We start from the raw sequence: 18,196 nt of genomic DNA on the forward strand, positions 1-18,196 counted from the left end.
TTCGTCACGAAAATGCCCGTTTTATGCCTTTGGCAGGGTTTCCCACCAGCGCTCGGCAAAATGCCCCTGGAGGTAGGCCACAAATGCCTGCACCTTGCCGGGCACCAGCTTGGGTGACGGGAACACCGCATGGATTTCCTGCTCGGGCAGGCTGTAGTCGCCGAGCACTTCCAGCACCTGCTCCGACGCCAGTGAATCCGCCGCCACATAACGCGGCATGGCGGCAATGCCCAGGCCGTTACGCGCCGCCGCGAGCACGGCAGATAGATTGTTGGAGCGCAGCCTGCCCGCCACCGGCACCGTCACTGCTTCGCCTTTGGGCGAGACCAGGCGCCAGACATCGTCGCCCAGCACGCTGCTGTAGATCAACGCGGCATGGCTGCTCAGGTCCCTGGGCTTTTTTGGTGTGCCGTATTTCTTGAGATAACGCGGCGCGGCGACCATCACCCAGGGATTGGCGCCCAGGTAACGCGCACCCAGGCTGGAGTCGGCGAGTTTGCCCATGCGCACCGCCACATCCAGGCCCTGCGACACCAGGTCGGTGTAGCGGTCTTCGAAGCTCAAGTCGAGCTGGACTTGCGGATGGCGTTTCATGAAGTCGAGTGCCAGCGGCACAATCACGCGCCGGCCAAAGGCCACCGAGGTGCCGATGCGGAGCATGCCCTGCGCCTGGCTCTGGCGCAAACGCACGATGTTGTCGGCCTCTTCGGTTTCGCGCACGATGATCTTGCATTTTTCGTAATACAGCGCGCCTGATTCGGTGAGGCTCACACCGCGCGTGTTGCGGTTGAGCAGGCGCACGTTCAGGCGCTCTTCGGTCGCCGCGATCTGCTTGGAGACGGTGGGCTGCGTGGTCGAAAATTCGCGCGCCGCTTTCGAGAAGCTGCCGGTTTCCACCACCCGCACAAACATGTGCATGACCTGCAATCTGTCCATGGCCTGATGATAGTCACTTATTCCTCCACGGAATAGCTTTTATGGTTTCGGGGCACCTTCTGCATTGATGAAGTGCTGCCTACAGTCGAGCCTCCAACAAGGAGACAAGACATGGCAAAAATGACAGCCGCGCAGGCCGCCGTCTGGGTGATGGAAAAAGAAGGTGTGACGCAGGCCTTCGGCATCCCCGGCGCGGCGATCAACCCGCTGTATTCGGCGCTGCGCAAGCAGGGCACGATCAGTCACATCCTGGCGCGCCACGTCGAGGGCGCCTCGCACATGGCCGAGGGCTACACCCGTGCCGCCGCAGGCAACATCGGCGTGTGCATAGGTACCTCCGGCCCGGCCGGCACTGACATGATTACCGGTCTGTATTCAGCCCAGGCCGATTCGATTCCGATTTTGTGTATCACCGGCCAGGCGCCACGCGCACGCCTGCACAAGGAAGACTTCCAGGCCGTGGACATCGAGTCCATCTCCAAACCCGTCACCAAATGGTCGGTCACGGTGCGCGAGCCGGCTTTGGTGCCGCGTGTGTTCCAGCAGGCTTTCCATGTGATGCGCTCCGGCCGCCCCGGCCCGGTGCTGATCGACCTGCCCTTTGACGTGCAGATGGGCGAGATCGAGTTCGACATCGACACCTACGCGCCACTGCCGGTGTACAAGCCGGCGGCCACACGCGCGCAGGTCGAAAAGGCGCTCAGCATGCTCAACGAGGCGGACAAACCGCTGATCGTGGCTGGCGGCGGCATCATCAATGCCGATGCGTCAGAGTTGCTGGTGCAGTTTGCCGAGATCACCGGCATCCCGGTGATCCCCACGCTGATGGGCTGGGGCACGATTCCGGACGACCACCCGCTGATGGCCGGCATGTGCGGCCTGCAAACCAGCCACCGCTACGGCAATGCCACCATGCTGGCCTCGGACTTTGTAATCGGTATCGGCAACCGCTGGGCCAATCGCCACACCGGCTCGGTCGAGGTCTACACCAAGGGCCGCAAGTTTGTGCACGTGGACATCGAACCGACCCAGATCGGCCGCGTGTTTTCGCCCGACTTCGGCATTGTGTCGGACGCCAAGGCTGCGCTGGAACTCTTTGTGGAGGTGGCCACCGAATGGGCAGCTCAGGGCAAGCTGAAAGACCGCGGCGAATGGGCCTCGGCCTGCCGCCACCGCAAGGGCACGATGCTGCGCAAGACCAATTACGACAGCGTGCCGATGAAGCCGCAACGGGTGTACCAGTGCATGGTCCGCGCCTTTGGTGAAGACGTTTGCTACATCAGCACCATCGGCCTGTCGCAAATCGCCGGCGCGCAGTTTCTGCATGTCTACAAGCCGCGCCACTGGATCAACTGCGGCCAGGCCGGCCCACTGGGCTGGACCGTGCCGGCCGCGCTCGGCGTGCGCGCGGCCGACCCGACGCGCAAGATCGTGGCGCTGTCGGGCGACTACGACTTCCAGTTCATGATCGAAGAGCTGGCCGTGGGTGCGCAGTTCAAGCTGCCTTACATCCACATGGTGGTGAACAACTCCTACCTCGGGCTGATCCGCCAGGCGCAGCGCGGCTTCGAGATGGACTACTGCGTGCAGCTCGGCTTCGACAACATCAATACCGACCAGGATGAACCGGTCCGGGCTTACGGTGTGGACCACGTCAAGGTGGTCGAGGGCCTGGGGTGCAAGGCGATCCGCGTGCACCGCCAGGAAGAACTGGCGCCTGCAATCCAGCAGGCCGAAGCCTGGATGAAGGAGTTCCAGGTGCCGGTGGTGATCGAGGTGATTCTGGAGCGCGTGACCAACATCGCCATGGGCACCGAGATCGACAACATCATCGAGTTCGAGGACCTGGCCGCCAGCCGGGAAGATGCGCCCACGGCCGCTGCCGCGATGCTCGACTGATCCCTTCGACACACTCTGGACGAACGGAAAACCCCCCTATGCCGAAATTTGCCGCCAACCTCACCATGCTCTTCACCGAGCTGCCCTTCATGGACCGCTTCGCGGCGGCACGGGCCGCTGGTTTTAACGCTGTGGAGTATCTTTTTCCCTACGACTACAGCAAGGAAGAACTCGTCTCCGCGCTGACAACCAACGGCCTCACGCAGGTTCTGCACAACCTGCCGGCGGGCGACTGGGCCGCCGGCGAGCGCGGCATTGCCTGCCACGCCGGACGCACTGCCGAGTTTCGCGAAGGCGTCAACCGGGCCATTGACTACGCCACGGCGCTGGGCTGCCCGCAGGTCAATTGCCTGGCCGGCAAGTTACCGGAAGGCGCCAGCAGCGCGCAGGCCCATGCCACCCTGGTGGCCAACCTGCGTTTTGCGGCATCAGCCCTGCAAGCTGCGGGCATCCGGCTGCTGATCGAGCCGATCAACACGTTCGATATTCCCGGCTTCTTCCTGTCGCGCACCGACCAGGCACTGGCCATTCTGGACGAAGTGGCATCACCCAACCTGTTTGTGCAGTACGACATTTACCACGCACAGCGCATGGAGGGCGAGCTCGCCAGCACCCTGAGCAAAAACATCGCGCGCATAGGCCACATCCAGCTGGCCGACAACCCCGGACGCAACGAACCGGGCACCGGCGAGATCAATTACACCTGGCTGTTCAAACACATCGATGCTTCCGGCTACGCGGGCTGGATCGGTTGCGAATACAAACCCAAAACCATAACGACGGCCGGCCTCGGCTGGATGGCAGGCGCAAACACATGACCAAATCAGGACTCAAACTGGGCTTTATCGGCCTGGGCATCATGGGTGCGCCTATGGCCTTGCACCTGCTGCAGGCCGGCCACATGCTCTTCGTCAACACCCTCAGCAAGGTGCCCCAGGATCTGCCCGACAAGGGTGCGACCCTCTGCACCACGGCGCGCGGCGTGGCCGAACGTGCCGACATCATCTTTGTGATGGTGCCCGACACGCCTGACGTGGAGGCGGTGCTGTTCGGCGACAACGGTGTGGCCTCGGGTTTGTCCAAAGGCAAAACCGTGGTCGACTGCAGTTCCATCGACCCGATTGCCACACGCGGCTTCGCCAAAAAGATCCAGGCCCTCGGCTGCGAATGGCTGGATGCGCCAGTGTCGGGCGGCGAGGTGGGCGCCAAGGCCGCCAGCCTGACCATCATGGTCGGCGGCGAGCCGGAGACTTTCGACCGGGTCAAGCCGCTGTTTGACCTGATGGGCAAGAACGTGACCCTGGTCGGCGGCCCCGGCGACGGCCAGGTTTGCAAGGTGGCGAACCAGATCATTGTGGCGCTGACGATTGCCGCCGTCGGCGAGGCGCTTGTTTTCGCCTCCAAAGCCGGCGCCGACCCGGCACGGGTGCGGGCCGCACTGATGGGCGGCTTTGCCTCATCGCGCATTCTGGAAGTGCATGGCGAACGCATGATCAAGCGGACCTTTGCACCGGGTTTTCGCATCGCGCTGCACCAGAAGGACCTGAACCTCGCACTGCAGGGCGCCCGGACGCTGGGCATTGCCCTGCCGCAAACCGCCGGCGCAGCGCAACTGATGCAGTCCTGCGTGGCGCTCGGTCACGGCCATGCCGATCATTCCGCACTCGTCAAGGCGCTTGAAGCCATGGCCCAGCACCCGGTGGCACCTGACGCCTAGGCGACTGGGCGACACCAACCAGCAGGCTGCGCAGCCTGCTTTTTTTTGTTCTGCGCGGGGCGAACTGCCCGCACTTTCGGGACAAACCCGGAAAAAGCGCCCACCGAGCACGCTTGAAGCCACTTTTTAAGGGGTATGTACGGAGGCTTGGCCGCGCCTCTCCCGTCCAACATGTCAGAGAATAGGGGCTGAAAAAAATGTGTACAAACCATGTGTGCAAACGCACAGGCATTGTTTTTGCTTGGTTTGAGCAGCCGATTCATTTCCATCTGGAGTTCCCATGACAAAACGCGTTTTTATCCAAACCCTCGCCGCGCTGGCGGTCACTGCCGCCACCTGCGGCAGCGCCTTTGCCCAAAACACCCCCATCAAGTTCCAGCTCGACTGGCGTTTTGAAGGTCCGGCCGCGCTGTTTGTCACGCCGGCCGCCAAGGGTTATTTCAAGGATGCCAAGCTTGACGTCACGATTGACGCGGGCAACGGCTCGGGCGGCACCGTCACCCGTGTGGCTTCGGGCAGCTACGACATGGGTTTTGCCGACCTGGCCGCGCTGATGGAATTCCACGCCAACAACCCCGACGCCGCCAACAAACCGGTCGCCGTAATGATGGTCTACAACAACACGCCGGCCTCGGTCATGGCGCTGAAGAAATCCGGCATCAAAACCGTCGCTGACCTCAACAACAAGAAACTCGGCGCCCCGGTGTTTGACGCGGGCCGCCGCGCCTTCCCGATTTTCGCCAAGGCCAACAACATCTCTGGCGTGCAGTGGACCGCCATGGACCCGCCGCTGCGCGAAACCATGCTGGCCCGCGGTGACGTGGATGCCATCACCGGCTTCACCTTCACCTCACTGCTCAACCTCGAAGCGCGCGGCGTCAAGGCCGAAGACGTGGTGGTGCTGCCGTATGCTGACAACGGCGTCAAGCTGTACGGCAACGTCATCATCGCGTCGCCGAAAATGATCCGCGAGAACCCCGCCGCCATCAAGGCCTTCCTGCTGGCCTTCACCAAGGGTGTCAAGGACGTGATCGCCAAGCCGGCGGCCGCGATTGAAGACGTCAAGGCCCGCGACGGCATCATCAACACCGCGCTGGAAACCCGTCGCCTGCAACTGGCCATTGACACCGTGGTCAACAGCCCGGATGCCCGCGCCGAAGGTTTCGGCCAGGTCCAGGGCCCGCGCCTGTCGCTGATGGCGTCCCAGGTGTCCGATGCCTTTGCCACCAAGACGCGTGTGAACCCGACCGCCATCTGGAACGGTTCCTTCCTGCCAACCACCGCTGAACTGAACGTCCTGCCGAAAAAATAAGCCCGCTCCGCCGGCACAACCTGCCGGCGGCGGCAATCACACCACGGCCAGCCTTTCTACCGGAATGCTGGCCGTTGCCTTGACTGACACCCGTGAATCAGAAAACGACACGCACCATGCACGACACGCAAGACGCTCATTTTGTTGACTTTCGCGACGTCTGGCTGGCCTACAACGACGAGCTGCTGGCGCAAAACCATTTTGCGGTCGAAGCCATTGACCTGAAGGTGCGCGAGGGCGAATTTATCGCCATCGTTGGTCCCTCGGGTTGCGGCAAATCCACCTTCATGAAGCTGACCACTGGCCTGAAGATGCCGTCGAAGGGGCGCATCCTGATCGACGGCCAGCCCGTCACCGGTCCGCTGAAAATTTCCGGCATGGCTTTCCAGGCGCCTTCGCTGCTGCCCTGGCGGACCACGGTAGACAACGTGCTGCTGCCCCTGCAAATCGTCGAGCCTTACCGCAGCCAGTTCAAGAGCCGGCGCAAGGAGTTCGAGGAGCGCGCGCGCAAGCTGCTGCAAAAGGTCGGCCTCGGTGGTTACGAAGACAAATTTCCATGGCAGCTCTCGGGCGGCATGCAGCAGCGCGTCAGCATCTGCCGCGCACTGATCCATGAGCCCAAGATGCTGCTGCTTGACGAGCCTTTCGGCGCGCTCGACGCTTTCACGCGCGAGGAGTTGTGGTGCATATTGCGCGACCTCTGGACCGAGCAGCGCTTCAACGTGATTCTGGTCACGCACGACCTGCGCGAGTCGGTCTTCCTGGCCGACACCGTTTATGTGATGAGCAAAAGCCCAGGCCGGTTTGTGGTCAAACGCGAGATCGACTTGCCCCGCCCGCGCGACCTTGAAGTCACGTATACCCAGGCCTTTGGCGACATCGTGCACGAGTTGCGCAGTCACATCGGCGCGATCCGCACGCCCGTCATCAACCCGGCGCCCGCCGCTGGAGGCACACAGCCATGAGCAAGAAACAAATTGAACGCTGGTCCCCGTTTGTGCTGCTGGCGGCCATCATTGCGCTGTGGCAGGCAGTGGTCATGGTCTTCAACATCGCTGAATACATCTTCCCCGCGCCGCTGGCGATTGCCCAGTCCATGGCCGAGTTTGCCGGCCCGATTGCCCAGGCTGCCTGGAAAACCTTCTGGGTCACCATGGTCGGCTTCGGCCTGTCCATCGTGGTCGGTGTGATGCTCGGTTTTCTGGTTGGCTCCTCGCGCCTGGCCTACGCTGCGGTCTACCCACTGCTGGTCGCTTTCAATGCCGTGCCCAAGGCCGCCATCGTGCCCATCCTGATCGTCTGGTTCGGCATCGGTGTCGGCCCCGGCATCCTGACCGCCTTCCTGATCTCGTTTTTCCCGATCACCGTCAACATGGCCACCGGCCTGGCGACGCTGGAGCCGGAGCTTGAAGACGTGTTGCGCGTGCTGGGTGCCAAACGCTGGGACGTGCTGATCAAGGTCGGCCTGCCGCGCTCCATGCCCTACTTCTACGGCTCACTCAAGGTGGCGATCACGCTGGCGTTTGTCGGCACCGTGCTGGCCGAGATGACGGCCGGCGACTCCGGCATCGGCTACCTGATGCTTAGCGCCGGATCGCAGCAGCGCATGGCGCTGGCCTTTGCAGGGCTGGTGGTGATCGGTGCGATGGCGATGATCATGTACGAGCTGTTCAGCTACATCGAGAAACACACGACGGGCTGGGCCCACCGCGGCACGCAGGGCGGTTGAGGCCGCCGGCCTGCGTTTCAGGCATCAAATCGAGACCCAGCCCTTGTCGGGTATGGGTTGGCAGCTATTGAATTAGTAGCAGATTTAGCATCATGCTGCGGTCACGGCCCGCCACAGGCGGTAGTTTCAACTCCCCACTCCCACCCCTAGCCCCTCCCTCGCCCCGCTGGGCGATGGATGGGAACTTCATGTGGCCACGTGCGCTGCGCTCGCGTGCAAACATGACGGCCTGATGGGATTCCCGTGCAGGAAGCGCTTCGCGCTTCCTGCACTCCGGAGGAGTTCGGTATTGGTGTTTGGATGTTTCTCTTCTTCCCCCACCCGTCGGGCTGGGCCGAGGAGCACAGCCGAAAACGGATCAGGGCGAGCGATTGTCTGAGGCGCTAGCCGAGTTCGAGCTCGACCCCGTTTTCGGCGAGCACCGCAGGTTACCCGCAGCGAAGCGGAGGGACCCAGACCATCGGGTCGCCTTTTTCTTTGCTTACTTTCTTTTTGGCGACGCAAAAAGAAAGTGAGTTGCCGCCGGGCAACCCCCGGCCAACATGCAAAGGCAAACAGCAGCAGCCCGCGCTCAGGCTATGCTTACAAGACAAATATGCCCGTAGCCCACGCCAATCAGGCGCAAGCAGCTACAAATTCAATAGCATCCGACGCATCAAGCCATGCACTTGCGCGGTTAAAATCGCGCATGGCCTGGAACGCAACGCTCTCACTCGACTACTCCCTGCAGGCCGGCAAAACAGTTGCGCACTTCCGCCATGATGGCCCTTTGCGCATTCTGCAAAGCCTGTACCCCGAAGGCGATGCAGTCTGTCACAACGTGCTGGTGCATCCGCCGGGCGGCCTGGTCGGAGGCGACACGCTGGACATTGCAGTCACGGCCGCCACTGGCAGCCACGGCCTGATCACCACCCCCGGCGCCACGCGCTTTTACAAGTCACTGGGTGAAACGGCGCTGCAGCGCACCCGCATCCGGCTGGAGGCCGGCGCACGCGCTGAATGGCTGCCGATGGAAGCCCTGTGTTACAGCGGCTGCCTGGCGGAAAACCACCTCACGCTGGATCTGGCCCCTGGCGCGGAGCTGATGGGCTGGGACCTGACCGCACTGGGCTTGCCGAGCGCCAGTCAGCCCTTTATCGAAGGCAGTTTCTGCCAACACATTGAGTTGCCTGGCGTCTGGCTGGAGCGGGCGCGCATTCGTGCAGACGACCCCTTGTTGATGGACAGCCCGCTGGGCCTGGCCGGTCAGCGTTGTATCGCCACCCTGTTTTTTGCCAGCGGGAGCAAACTTGACCGAAAGCGCCGTGAGCTGGCGCTGGATGTGGCGCGCGCGGTGATGCAGGCGCATCCGCTGGTCAACACAGCGGGGGCGACCAGCCCGAACGGGCAGGTCGTGGTGGTTCGTGTGCTGGCGCCTCTGGTCGAACCCGCGATGGGTCTGCTCAGACAGGTCTGGAAAAGCTGGCGCCGCCACTTCTGGGACCAGTCCGCGCCCAGCCCGCGCATCTGGTCGGCCTGAGCCTGATCAGTCCCGCAGTTCGGCAGGCACCTTGCCACCGTTGGCTGCCAGCTTGTTCATGACCTGCTTGTGCAGCCAGATGTTCATGGCCGCGCTGTCGTTCATGTCGCCGGTGTAGCCGAGTTCCTTGGCCAGTTCCTTGCGTTCGCCCAGGCTGCTGTCCAGGTCCAGCAACTTCATCAGGTCGACGATGGACGTCTTCCAGTTCAGCTTTTGGGAATTTTTGCTCGCCATGTCATCCAGCAACACTTTCACATCCACCTCGGCCATGGTCGCGGAAGCAGCACCCGCAGCACCTGCAGCACGTGACGCCGCATCGGAGGCGGCCGAAGCGGCAGCCGCCTCTTCAGGCGACAGTGAGCCACCAGCACCTGCGGAAGGCGCAGGTGTCTGGGCGTTAGCCGAAGGGAAAATTTTGCCGAAGATTTTGCTGAGGATGCTCATGGGATGGTCCGTTTTTGAAGTGAAGTCTTATCCTAGGCCTGGGACGTGTTGCCAGGGAACAGGCAAAAGCGCGCCCCCTTGTCGGAAAAAACCTTCAATCCGCATCCTGATTTCGACGATGGTCACCTACGCCGACTGGCCCGAGCGTCCTACTTGCAACGACTGCGGGCTGCGCACAATGAGTTTTCGTCGGCCAATGCCCCTACAGCCACTTTCCTCCTTCTTTATTTTTTCTTCTTTCTGTGAGACGCCATGAAAACTTCCATGCTGACCCCTGTCGTGATGGCCCTGACTTTGGTGTTCGCCGGTTGCTCCAGCACCACTGAAAGCGGAGCCGTGGGAGCATCACGCTCCCAGCTGCTGCTGGTGTCCTCCGCAGAACTGAACGCCATGGCGGAGCAGGCCTATGCCAAGCTCAAGACAGAGGCTGCTGCCAAGGGCGCGCTCAATACCGACGCGGCAATGCTGGCGCGTGTTCGTGCCGTTGCTGCACGTATCCAGCCGCAAACGGCCACCTTTCGCGGTGACGCGCCCGGCTGGAAATGGGAGGTCAACGTCATTGAGAGCGAGCAACTCAATGCCTTTTGCATGCCCGGCGGAAAGATCATGTTTTACACCGGGCTTGTTCGCAAACTCAACTTGACTGACGAGGAAATCGCCGTGGTGATGGGCCATGAGATTGCCCACGCCCTGCGCGAACACTCACGCGAGCAGGTCTCGCAGGCCGCTGCCGCACAAACCGCCATTGGCATTGGCACCCAGTTGCTGGGCTTGGGCGGCGGTGCCTCCCAGATCACCGGCGCCGCCTACCAGGCCTTGGTTGCCAGCCGCTTCAGCCGCGCCCACGAGATCGAGTCTGACCGCATCGGCCTGGAACTGATGGCCCGCGCAGGCTATAACCCGCAAGCCGGCGTGACCTTGTGGCAGAAGATGGGCAGCGCAACCGGAAGTGGCGGTGGCGCGCCCGACTTCCTGAGTACTCACCCCAGCGACAGCAGCCGGGTTCAGCAAATTCAGGCCCTGCTGCCCACCGTGACGCCGCTGTATCTGGCAGCGCGGCGCTGACCCTGCGCCCTTGATCGCGAGGCAGCCCTGCTGGGCCGCCTGACGGGTGACCCTCGGTCCGGCGCACCACGACCTGCGCTTCTGACAAAGAACAAGACGGAGGGAGATCCATGCACACGGCCATGACCACGACCGAGATTTACCTGATCGCCATGGCGATCATCTTCACGGTGCCCTATTTGATCTGGCGGTTGTTCAGGACCGACTACTACGCGCCGTTGGTGGTGGTGCAGATCATTGCCGGCATCCTGCTCGGCCCCGGCATCCTAGGCAAGGTCTATCCCGACTACTACGCCTTTGTATTCAGCGCGCCCGTCGTTCAATCGCTCAATGGCATCGCCTGGTGGGCGGTCATGGTATTTGTCTGGATCGCAGGCATCGAGCTCGATCTGAAAAAAGCCTGGGCCCACCGCCGCGAAAGCAGTGTCACAGCGGGCCTGGCGCTGGGAATGCCTTTGCTGTTCGGCTGCGTGGCCGCAGCCGGCATGATGATGTATGAGGGGTGGGTAGGCTCGCAAGGCATGCGCTGGCAATTTGTCGCCGGTGTCGGTATGGCCTGCGCCGTGACCGCCCTGCCGATCCTAATCCTGCTGATGGAAAAACTCGCCATCCTGCGCCAGCCCATCGGACAGCGCATCCTGCGTTACGCGAGTCTGGACGACATCGCCATCTGGGGCGTGCTGGCTTTAATCCTGATGGACTGGGAACGCGTTGGCCGGCAAGCCGGTTTTCTTGCCGCGTTCGCCGTGCTCAGTTATGTCTTCCGCAAACTGATGCTGTGGATGCCGGAGCGCGACCGCTGGTACGCCGGCCTGATCTGGCTGATCGTCTGTGCCTTCGGAGCAGACTGGGCCGGCCTGCATTACATGGTCGGCGCCTTCCTGGCCGGTGCCGTCATGGACAGCGACTGGTTCAACCAGGAGCACATGGACATGCTGCGCCATCACGTGCTGCTGGTGATGATGCCGGTGTTTTTCCTGAGCACCGGCCTGCGCACCAACTGGTCGGTCGGTGGCGAAGCGGTGTTTATCGCCGCAGCGGTGCTGCTGGTGGCGTCGGTGGCCGGCAAGCTGATCGGCATTCACATTGCCGGCAAGGTGCTCAAGTGGGCGCCGGGCGAGAGTTCCATCATCGGCTGGCTGCTGCAGACCAAGGCGCTGATCATGATCATTTTTGCCAACATCCTGCTGGACAAACAGATCATCACCAATGAGACCTTCACCGCCCTGCTGCTGATGGCGATTGCCAGCACCATGCTGACGGTGCCCGTGGTGGCGCCCAAACTTCAGCGCATGAAAGAAATCATTCTTCGGTCGAAATGAGCAGCTTTGTCATCCCGGACCGAGCCTGTCCCGGACCTGATCCGGGAATCCGGGATCCATCTCACATGAAACACATCGCCGGTATGCGGGCATGGATTGCGGATCAAGTCCGCAATGACAACGCAGGAGGCAATGGCCCCCCTCAAATCGCCACCAGTTGCCGCACACCGTTGGCCTGCATGTCCTTGCCCTGGCCGCGCGCGATGAACTCGCCGCGTTCCATCACCAGGTAGTCGTCGGCCAGTTCTTCGGCGAAGTCGTAGTACTGCTCGACCAGCAAAATGGCCATGTCGCCGCGGTCGGCCAGCATGCGGATCACGCGGCCAATGTCCTTGATGATGCTGGGCTGGATGCCTTCGGTCGGTTCGTCCAGGATCAGCAGCTTGGGTTTGGCCGCGAGTGCACGCGCAATCGCAAGCTGTTGCTGCTGCCCACCCGACAAATCACCGCCGCGGCGGTTCAGCATCTGTTTGAGAACCGGGAACAGCTCGTACAACTCCGCCGGGATGGGCGTGCCGGCACTTTTGTAAGCCAGACCCATGCGCAGGTTTTCTTCGACCGTCAGGCGCGCAAAAATCTCGCGGCCCTGCGGTACAAAACCGATGCCGGCGCGGGCGCGTTCATACGGCGTAGCGCTCTGGATGGGTTTGCCATCGAACTCGATGCTGCCGGTCTTGATCGGCACCAGGCCCATCAATGATTTGAGCAAGGTGGTTTTGCCGACGCCGTTGCGGCCCAGCAGCACGGTCACCTTGCCGAGATGTGATTCCATGCTCACATCGCGAAGGATGTGGGAACCGCCGTAGTACTGGTTGATGTTTTTGACAGTCAGCATGGGGAATTCTCGTCAGGCTTGTGGTGGGGTCGCGGTGCTGTGGGTCGCCAGCAAGCCGGGTCTCGCCCCGGCGGGCGAGGCACTTTTCTTTGCGTCGCCAAAGAAAAGTACCCAAAAGAAAGGCGACCCGATGGTCCGGGTCCCTCCGCTTCGCTGCGGGCAACCTGCGGTGCTCGCCGAAAACGGGGTCGAGCTCGAACTCGGCTGGCCTCAGACAATCGCTCGCCCTGATCCGTTTTCGGCTGCGCTCCTCGGCCCAGCCCGACGGGTGGAAAAGAAAATGCGGATACGGGGAAGGCGAGGACGCGCAAAGCGCGTCCTCGGCGGGGCCCGATTGCGAATCCGTTCCCGTCTCCACCACCCTTCTGTATGCGCCGAGGAGCGCAGGGCCAGACGGATAAGGACGGGCGATTGTTTGAGCGAAGCGAGTTCGAGCCCGGCCCCGGCTGGACCGAGCACCGCAGGTTGCCCGTAGCGAAGCGGAGGGACGCAGACAGCAGGGTCGCCTTTCTTTTGCTTACTTTTCTTTGGCGAGACAAAGAAAAGTGAGTTGCCGCCGGGCAACCCCCGGCTAGTTGGCGAGCCCGGGAAGTGGGGAACGTCCCGCTGGGGGGTGTGGCGGAATCAACGCCCAAGGTACACCTCGATCACCCGTTCATCCGCCTGCACCTGATCCAAAGTGCCCTGCGCCAGCACGGAACCATCACACAATACCGTGACGATCTCGGAAATTGTCCGGATAAAACTCATGTCGTGCTCGACCACCATCAGCGAATGTTTGCCCTTGAGCGTGAGAAACAGTTCAGCCGTACGTGCGGTTTCCTCGTCGGTCATGCCGGCTACCGGCTCGTCAAGCAGCAGCAGTTTCGGATCCTGCATCAGCAACATGCCGATCTCCAGCCACTGCTTTTGTCCGTGGCTCAGGTTGCCGGCCATGCGGTTCACGCTGTCGGCGAGTTGAATCGTCACCAGAATCTCGGTGAGCCGGTCGCTTTGCGCAGAGTCGAGTTTGAAGAACATCGACGACTTCACGCCCTTGTTGGTCTTGAGCGCAAGTTCGAGGTTTTCAAACACCGTGAGCTGCTCGAACACCGTGGGCTTCTGGAACTTGCGGCCTATGCCGAGCTGTGCAATTTGCGGCTCGGTGTGGCGCAGCAGGTCAATCGTGCTGCCAAAATAAACCGTCCCTTCATCAGGGCGGGTTTTGCCGGTGATGATGTCCATCATCGTCGTCTTGCCGGCGCCGTTGGGTCCGATGATGCAGCGCAGCTCGCCGGGCGCGATGTCCAGCGACAGTTTGTTGATGGCCTTGAAGCCGTCGAAGCTGACGCTCACATCTTCGAGATAGAGAATCCGGCCGTGTGTGACATCGACCTCACCCGGCGTGGCGATGCGGCCCGCTGCGGCGTGGCGACCGCCGGACTCGGTATTGCTGCGGCCAGCCTCCAGCGCAGCGCGGCGTTCTTCGATACGACGCGCGCCCTGCTCCAGCAGATCTGGCGTCATTTGGACTCTCCCTTGCGCAGCTTTTTGATCAATCCAACCATCCCATTGGGCAGAAACAGCGTGACTGCGATAAACAGCAGGCCCAGGAAGTACAGCCAGTATTCGGGATAGGCCACCGTCAGCCAGCTCTTGGCGCCATTGACGAGGAAGGCGCCAACAATCGGGCCGATCAGGGTGGCACGACCGCCGACCGCAGCCCAGATCGCCATCTCGATCGAGTTGGCCGGGCTCATCTCGCTCGGGTTGATGATGCCGACCTGCGGCACATACAGCGCACCGGCAATACCGCACATCACGGCTGAGATGGTCCAGATCGTCAGCTTGTAGCCGATGGGGTTGTAGCCCGAGAACATGACGCGGGTTTCCGCATCACGGATCGCCTGCAGCACCCGGCCAAACTTGCTGCGCACCAGCCATTTGGCAAACAGGAAGAAACCCAGCAAGGTCAGGCCTGTGATCACGAACAGCCCCATGCGCATGTTGGGTGTGGCGATCGGCATGTCCAGAATGCGCTTGAAGTCGGTAAAACCATTGTTGCCGCCGAAGCCGGTCTCATTGCGGAAGAACAGCAGCATTGCCGCAAAGGTCATGGCCTGGGTGATGATCGAAAAGTAGACGCCCTTGATACGCGAGCGGAAGGCGAAATAGCCAAACACAAAAGCCACCACGCCAGGCACCAGCACGATCAGGAACAAGGTGGCGACAAAACTGTCGCTGAAGGCCCAGTGCCAGGGCAACTCTTTCCAGTCGAGAAACACCATGAAGTCGGGCAAGTCGCTTTTGTAGTTGCCGTCGCGGCCGATCTGGCGCATCAGGTACATGCCCATGGCATAGCCGCCCAGTGCGAAGAACAGGCCGTGGCCCAGCGACAAAATGCCGGTGTATCCCCAGATCAGGTCCATGGCCAGCGCCACGATGGCATAACACATGATCTTCCCAACCAGAGCCACGGCGTAAGTGCTCATATGAAACATGCTGGTTTCGGGCACCAGCAGGTTGAGCGCAGGAGCCAGCGCGCAGACCAGCAGCAGCGCCACGATGAAAGCGCTCAAACCGACGCGGGTGAACATCGGACCTTTGGAAGGAAGAACGATGGAAGATATGGGCAAGTTCATACTACGCTTCCGCTGAGCGACCTTTCATTGCAAAAATGCCCTGGGGCCGCTTCTGGATGAAGATGATGATGAGCACCAGCACCGCAATCTTGGCCAGCACCGCACCGGTCCAGCCTTCGAGGAATTTGTTCAGAATGCCCAGGCCCATGGCGGCATACACGGTGCCCGCCAACTGACCCACGCCGCCCAGCACCACCACCATGAAGGCGTCGACGATGTATCCCTGGCCGAGGTCCGGGCCGACGTTGCCGACCTGGCTCAGCGCGCAGCCGGCCAGACCCGCGATGCCCGAACCAAGCGCAAACGCATAGGTGTCGACACGCGCCGTGTTCACGCCCATGCACGAGGCAATCGGCCGGTTCTGCGTGACGCCGCGCACAAACAGGCCCAGCCGCGTTTTGCCGATCAGCCAGGCCATGCCCAGCAGCACCGCAATCGCAAAACCGATGATGACGAGGCGGTTGTAAGGCAGCGACAAATTGCCCAGCACCTGCACGCCGCCGCTCATCCAGACCGGGTTTTCAACCCCGACGTTTTGCGCGCCGAAAATCGAACGCACCAATTGCTGCAACATAAGGCTGATGCCCCAGGTCGCCAGCAGCGTCTCCAGCGGTCGGCCGTAAAGGAATCGGATCACGCCGCGCTCCAGCGCCGCGCCCATCAACGCCGACGCCATGAAGGCCACCGGCACCGCCGCGAGCAGATACCAGTCAAACATGCCGGGCAGGTATTTCTGGAACAAGCCCTGCACCACATAGGTGGCGTAGGCGCCAATCATCATCAGTTCGCCATGCGCCATGTTGATGACGCCCATCAGGCCGTAGGTGATGGCCAGGCCCAGCGCCACCAGCAGCAAAATGCTGCCCAGGCTGATGCCGCTGAACACCGCGCCCAGCTTGTCGCCCCAGGCCAGCGCCGACTCGACCTTGCGCAGCGAAGCCTGCAACGCACTCTTGACTTCGGGGTCGTCTTCCTCCGACAAACGCGCGATCAGCACGGTCTTGCTGATCGGGTTGTTGCTGCCCGACAGCCGGGCGGCAGCTTCGAGACGTTTGGCCTTGTCGCTGCTGCTCAGGAGGATGGTGGCGCGCACCATCTCGAGCTGGTTTTTCAGGGCCGGCACGGTTTCCGCCGCATAGGCCTTTTCGATCAGCGGCAGGCGGGACTCATCGGCGCCGCCAGACAGGGTCTTGATGGCCTCGGCCCTGATCTTTTCTTCCTTCGAGAACAGTTTGAGCGCGGCCAAAGCATTGTCGAGTTCGCCACGCATCAGGTTGTTGTTGATCACGTCCTCGGCGTCGGCAGGCACCGTCAACCCGGCGCCGGTCACTGGGTCGTAGCCTTTCTCGTTCTTGATCAAAAACACCTTGTCGCCCGCTGTTTTCACGCTGTCGTCGGCCAGGGCCTGGATGAAAGCGGCGGTTTTTTCGTCAGGCACAGCCGAGGCCTTGACCAACGCCTCGACCCGGGTCTCGGTTTCGCCGATCGCCATGCCCTTGGCCTCTTCCGGCGTCAAGGCGTGGGCGCCGGCAGAAAGCAGAAATACAGCGGATAGAAGGAGTGTTCGCATCATCATGGTAAAGAACCTGTAGGGTGGGCACAGCAGCCTGCGGGTACGGCTTGCTGCGGTGTCCAGACTGCAACTTCCTTGAGAAAAGTGCGCCATTTCATGCACCGGAGTAGTGCAAGAACCGGGCCAAACCAAAAAAAGCCGCACCTGTTTTTGCAAACCAGGTGCGGCTTGCACCGCAGGTCCGGAAACCCGCGGTGACGGCCTTATTTGGCGGCCATTTTTGCCGGCTCGTCAGGCTTCTTGTCGTTGCCTTCGATGTAGGGGCTCCATGGCTTGGCTTTCACCGGGCCAGGTGTTTTCCAGACCACGTTGAACTGGCCGTCGGCCTTGATCTCGCCAATGAACACCGACTTGTGCAGGTGGTGGTTTTTCTCATCCATTTTGGAGACGATGCCCGAAGGTGCCTTGAAGGTCTGGCCGGCCATGGCTGCGATCACCTTGTCGGTGTCGGTGGACTTGGCTTTCTCGACAGCCTGCTTCCACATGTTGATACCGATGTAAGTCGCTTCCATCGGATCGTTGGTCAAAGGCTTGTCCTTGTGGCCGGCGATGCCCTTGGCCTTGGCGTAGTCGCCCCACTTCTTGATGAACTCGGTGTTGGCCGGGCTCTTGATCGACTGGAAGTAGTTCCATGCAGCCAGGTGGCCCACCAGCGGCTTGGTGTCCACGCCGCGCAGCTCTTCTTCACCCACGGAGAAAGCGACCACCGGCACATCTTTGGCCTTCAGGCCGGCATTGCCCAGTTCTTTGTAGAAAGGCACATTGGAGTCGCCGTTGATGGTGGACACCACGGCGGTTTTGCCACCGGCGGAGAATTTCTTCACGTCAGCCACGATGGTCTGGTAATCGGAGTGACCAAACGGTGTGTATTTCTCGTCGATGTCCTTGTCGGCCACACCCTTGCTCTTGAGGTAAGCGCGCAGGATTTTGTTGGTGGTGCGTGGGTACACATAGTCGGTGCCCAGCAGGACCCAGCGCTTGGCACCGCCGCCGGCCTTGCTCATCAGGTAATCCACCGCAGGAATGGCCTGCTGGTTGGGAGCTGCACCGGTATAGAACACGTTTTTGGACAGCTCTTCGCCTTCGTATTGCACGGGGTAGAACAGCAGGCCGTTCATTTCCTCAACCACGGGCAGCACCGACTTGCGCGACACCGAAGTCCAGCAACCAAAGATGACCGAAACCTTATCCTGGGTCAGCAGCTGCTTGGTTTTTTCGGCGAAC

Annotated in this window: 16 protein-coding genes; 9 read left to right on the forward strand and 7 right to left on the reverse strand. The window is 61.6% G+C overall.

Annotation, left to right across the window (positions count from 1 at the left end):
- Window positions 1-21 precede the first annotated feature (21 nt).
- Window positions 22-936, reverse strand: a complete 915-nt coding sequence (locus ACH2CW_RS15445) for a LysR family transcriptional regulator (RefSeq protein WP_395059722.1) — start codon at window positions 934-936, stop codon at window positions 22-24.
- Between the two features lie 111 nt (window positions 937-1,047).
- Here ACH2CW_RS15445 and gcl point away from each other — a divergent pair, with 111 nt between their 5' ends.
- The 7 genes from gcl to ACH2CW_RS15480 all read left to right on the forward strand — a co-directional run bounded on the left by gcl (window position 1,048) and on the right by ACH2CW_RS15480 (window position 9,112).
- Window positions 1,048-2,835 carry a glyoxylate carboligase gene (gcl, locus tag ACH2CW_RS15450; protein WP_395059724.1) on the forward strand — a complete coding sequence of 596 codons (1,788 nt, stop codon included), beginning with the start codon at window positions 1,048-1,050 and terminating at the stop codon, window positions 2,833-2,835.
- A gap of 38 nt (window positions 2,836-2,873) precedes the next feature.
- On the forward strand, window positions 2,874-3,653 hold the full coding sequence (gene hyi / locus ACH2CW_RS15455) for a hydroxypyruvate isomerase (protein WP_395059726.1): 780 nt from the start codon (window positions 2,874-2,876) through the stop codon (window positions 3,651-3,653).
- Window positions 3,650-4,552 (forward strand): 2-hydroxy-3-oxopropionate reductase, encoded by a 903-nt coding sequence (locus ACH2CW_RS15460; protein ID WP_395059728.1) that lies wholly within the window; start codon window positions 3,650-3,652, stop codon window positions 4,550-4,552. Before hyi ends, ACH2CW_RS15460 begins: the two co-directional genes overlap by 4 nt.
- A 280-nt stretch (window positions 4,553-4,832) precedes the next feature.
- Window positions 4,833-5,864: an ABC transporter substrate-binding protein gene (locus ACH2CW_RS15465; RefSeq protein ID WP_395059729.1), complete on the forward strand. Its 1,032-nt coding sequence runs from the start codon at window positions 4,833-4,835 to the stop codon at window positions 5,862-5,864.
- A gap of 116 nt (window positions 5,865-5,980) precedes the next feature.
- Window positions 5,981-6,829, forward strand: coding sequence for an ABC transporter ATP-binding protein (locus ACH2CW_RS15470; RefSeq protein WP_395059749.1), 849 nt, complete (start codon window positions 5,981-5,983; stop codon window positions 6,827-6,829).
- The gene (locus ACH2CW_RS15475; RefSeq protein ID WP_395059731.1) at window positions 6,826-7,593 is read left to right on the forward strand and encodes an ABC transporter permease; all 768 of its coding nucleotides are present in this window, start codon (window positions 6,826-6,828) and stop codon (window positions 7,591-7,593) included. Before ACH2CW_RS15470 ends, ACH2CW_RS15475 begins: the two co-directional genes overlap by 4 nt.
- A 688-nt stretch (window positions 7,594-8,281) precedes the next feature.
- Entirely contained in the window at window positions 8,282-9,112 is an 831-nt protein-coding gene (locus ACH2CW_RS15480; protein WP_395059751.1) for an urease accessory protein UreD, read from the forward strand.
- A 6-nt stretch (window positions 9,113-9,118) separates the two neighbouring features.
- On the opposite strand, the gene ACH2CW_RS15485 is transcribed toward ACH2CW_RS15480, so the two are convergent.
- On the reverse strand, window positions 9,119-9,556 hold the full coding sequence (locus ACH2CW_RS15485) for a DUF3597 domain-containing protein (protein WP_395059733.1): 438 nt from the start codon (window positions 9,554-9,556) through the stop codon (window positions 9,119-9,121).
- Window positions 9,557-9,808: 252 nt separating this feature from the next.
- On the opposite strand from ACH2CW_RS15485, the gene ACH2CW_RS15490 reads away from it, so the two are divergent.
- Together ACH2CW_RS15490 and ACH2CW_RS15495 are read left to right on the forward strand one after the other, a co-directional pair.
- The gene (locus ACH2CW_RS15490; RefSeq protein WP_395059735.1) at window positions 9,809-10,621 is read left to right on the forward strand and encodes a M48 family metalloprotease; all 813 of its coding nucleotides are present in this window, start codon (window positions 9,809-9,811) and stop codon (window positions 10,619-10,621) included.
- Window positions 10,622-10,731: 110 nt separating this feature from the next.
- Window positions 10,732-11,943, forward strand: coding sequence for a cation:proton antiporter (locus ACH2CW_RS15495; RefSeq protein ID WP_395059737.1), 1,212 nt, complete (start codon window positions 10,732-10,734; stop codon window positions 11,941-11,943).
- A 142-nt stretch (window positions 11,944-12,085) separates the two neighbouring features.
- On the opposite strand, the gene urtE is transcribed toward ACH2CW_RS15495, so the two are convergent.
- The 5 genes from urtE to urtA all read right to left on the reverse strand — a co-directional run.
- Window positions 12,086-12,778, reverse strand: a complete 693-nt coding sequence (gene urtE / locus ACH2CW_RS15500) for an urea ABC transporter ATP-binding subunit UrtE (RefSeq protein WP_395059739.1) — start codon at window positions 12,776-12,778, stop codon at window positions 12,086-12,088.
- A gap of 624 nt (window positions 12,779-13,402) precedes the next feature.
- Complete coding sequence (gene urtD, locus ACH2CW_RS15505) at window positions 13,403-14,284, reverse strand: urea ABC transporter ATP-binding protein UrtD (RefSeq protein ID WP_395059741.1); 882 nt, start codon at window positions 14,282-14,284, stop codon at window positions 13,403-13,405.
- The gene (urtC, locus tag ACH2CW_RS15510) at window positions 14,281-15,399 is read right to left on the reverse strand and encodes an urea ABC transporter permease subunit UrtC (RefSeq protein WP_395059743.1); all 1,119 of its coding nucleotides are present in this window, start codon (window positions 15,397-15,399) and stop codon (window positions 14,281-14,283) included. Before urtC ends, urtD begins: the two co-directional genes overlap by 4 nt.
- Window position 15,400: 1 nt before the next feature.
- Window positions 15,401-16,975, reverse strand: a complete 1,575-nt coding sequence (gene urtB, locus ACH2CW_RS15515) for an urea ABC transporter permease subunit UrtB (RefSeq protein ID WP_395059745.1) — start codon at window positions 16,973-16,975, stop codon at window positions 15,401-15,403.
- 200 nt (window positions 16,976-17,175) lie between these two features.
- Window positions 17,176-18,196: urea ABC transporter substrate-binding protein (urtA, locus tag ACH2CW_RS15520; RefSeq protein WP_395059747.1), on the reverse strand; the 1,021-nt coding region annotated here is incomplete at its 5' end.

The organism is Polaromonas sp. (assembly GCF_043778355.1).
In the GTDB taxonomy this organism is placed as follows: Bacteria; Pseudomonadota; Gammaproteobacteria; order Burkholderiales; family Burkholderiaceae_C; genus Polaromonas.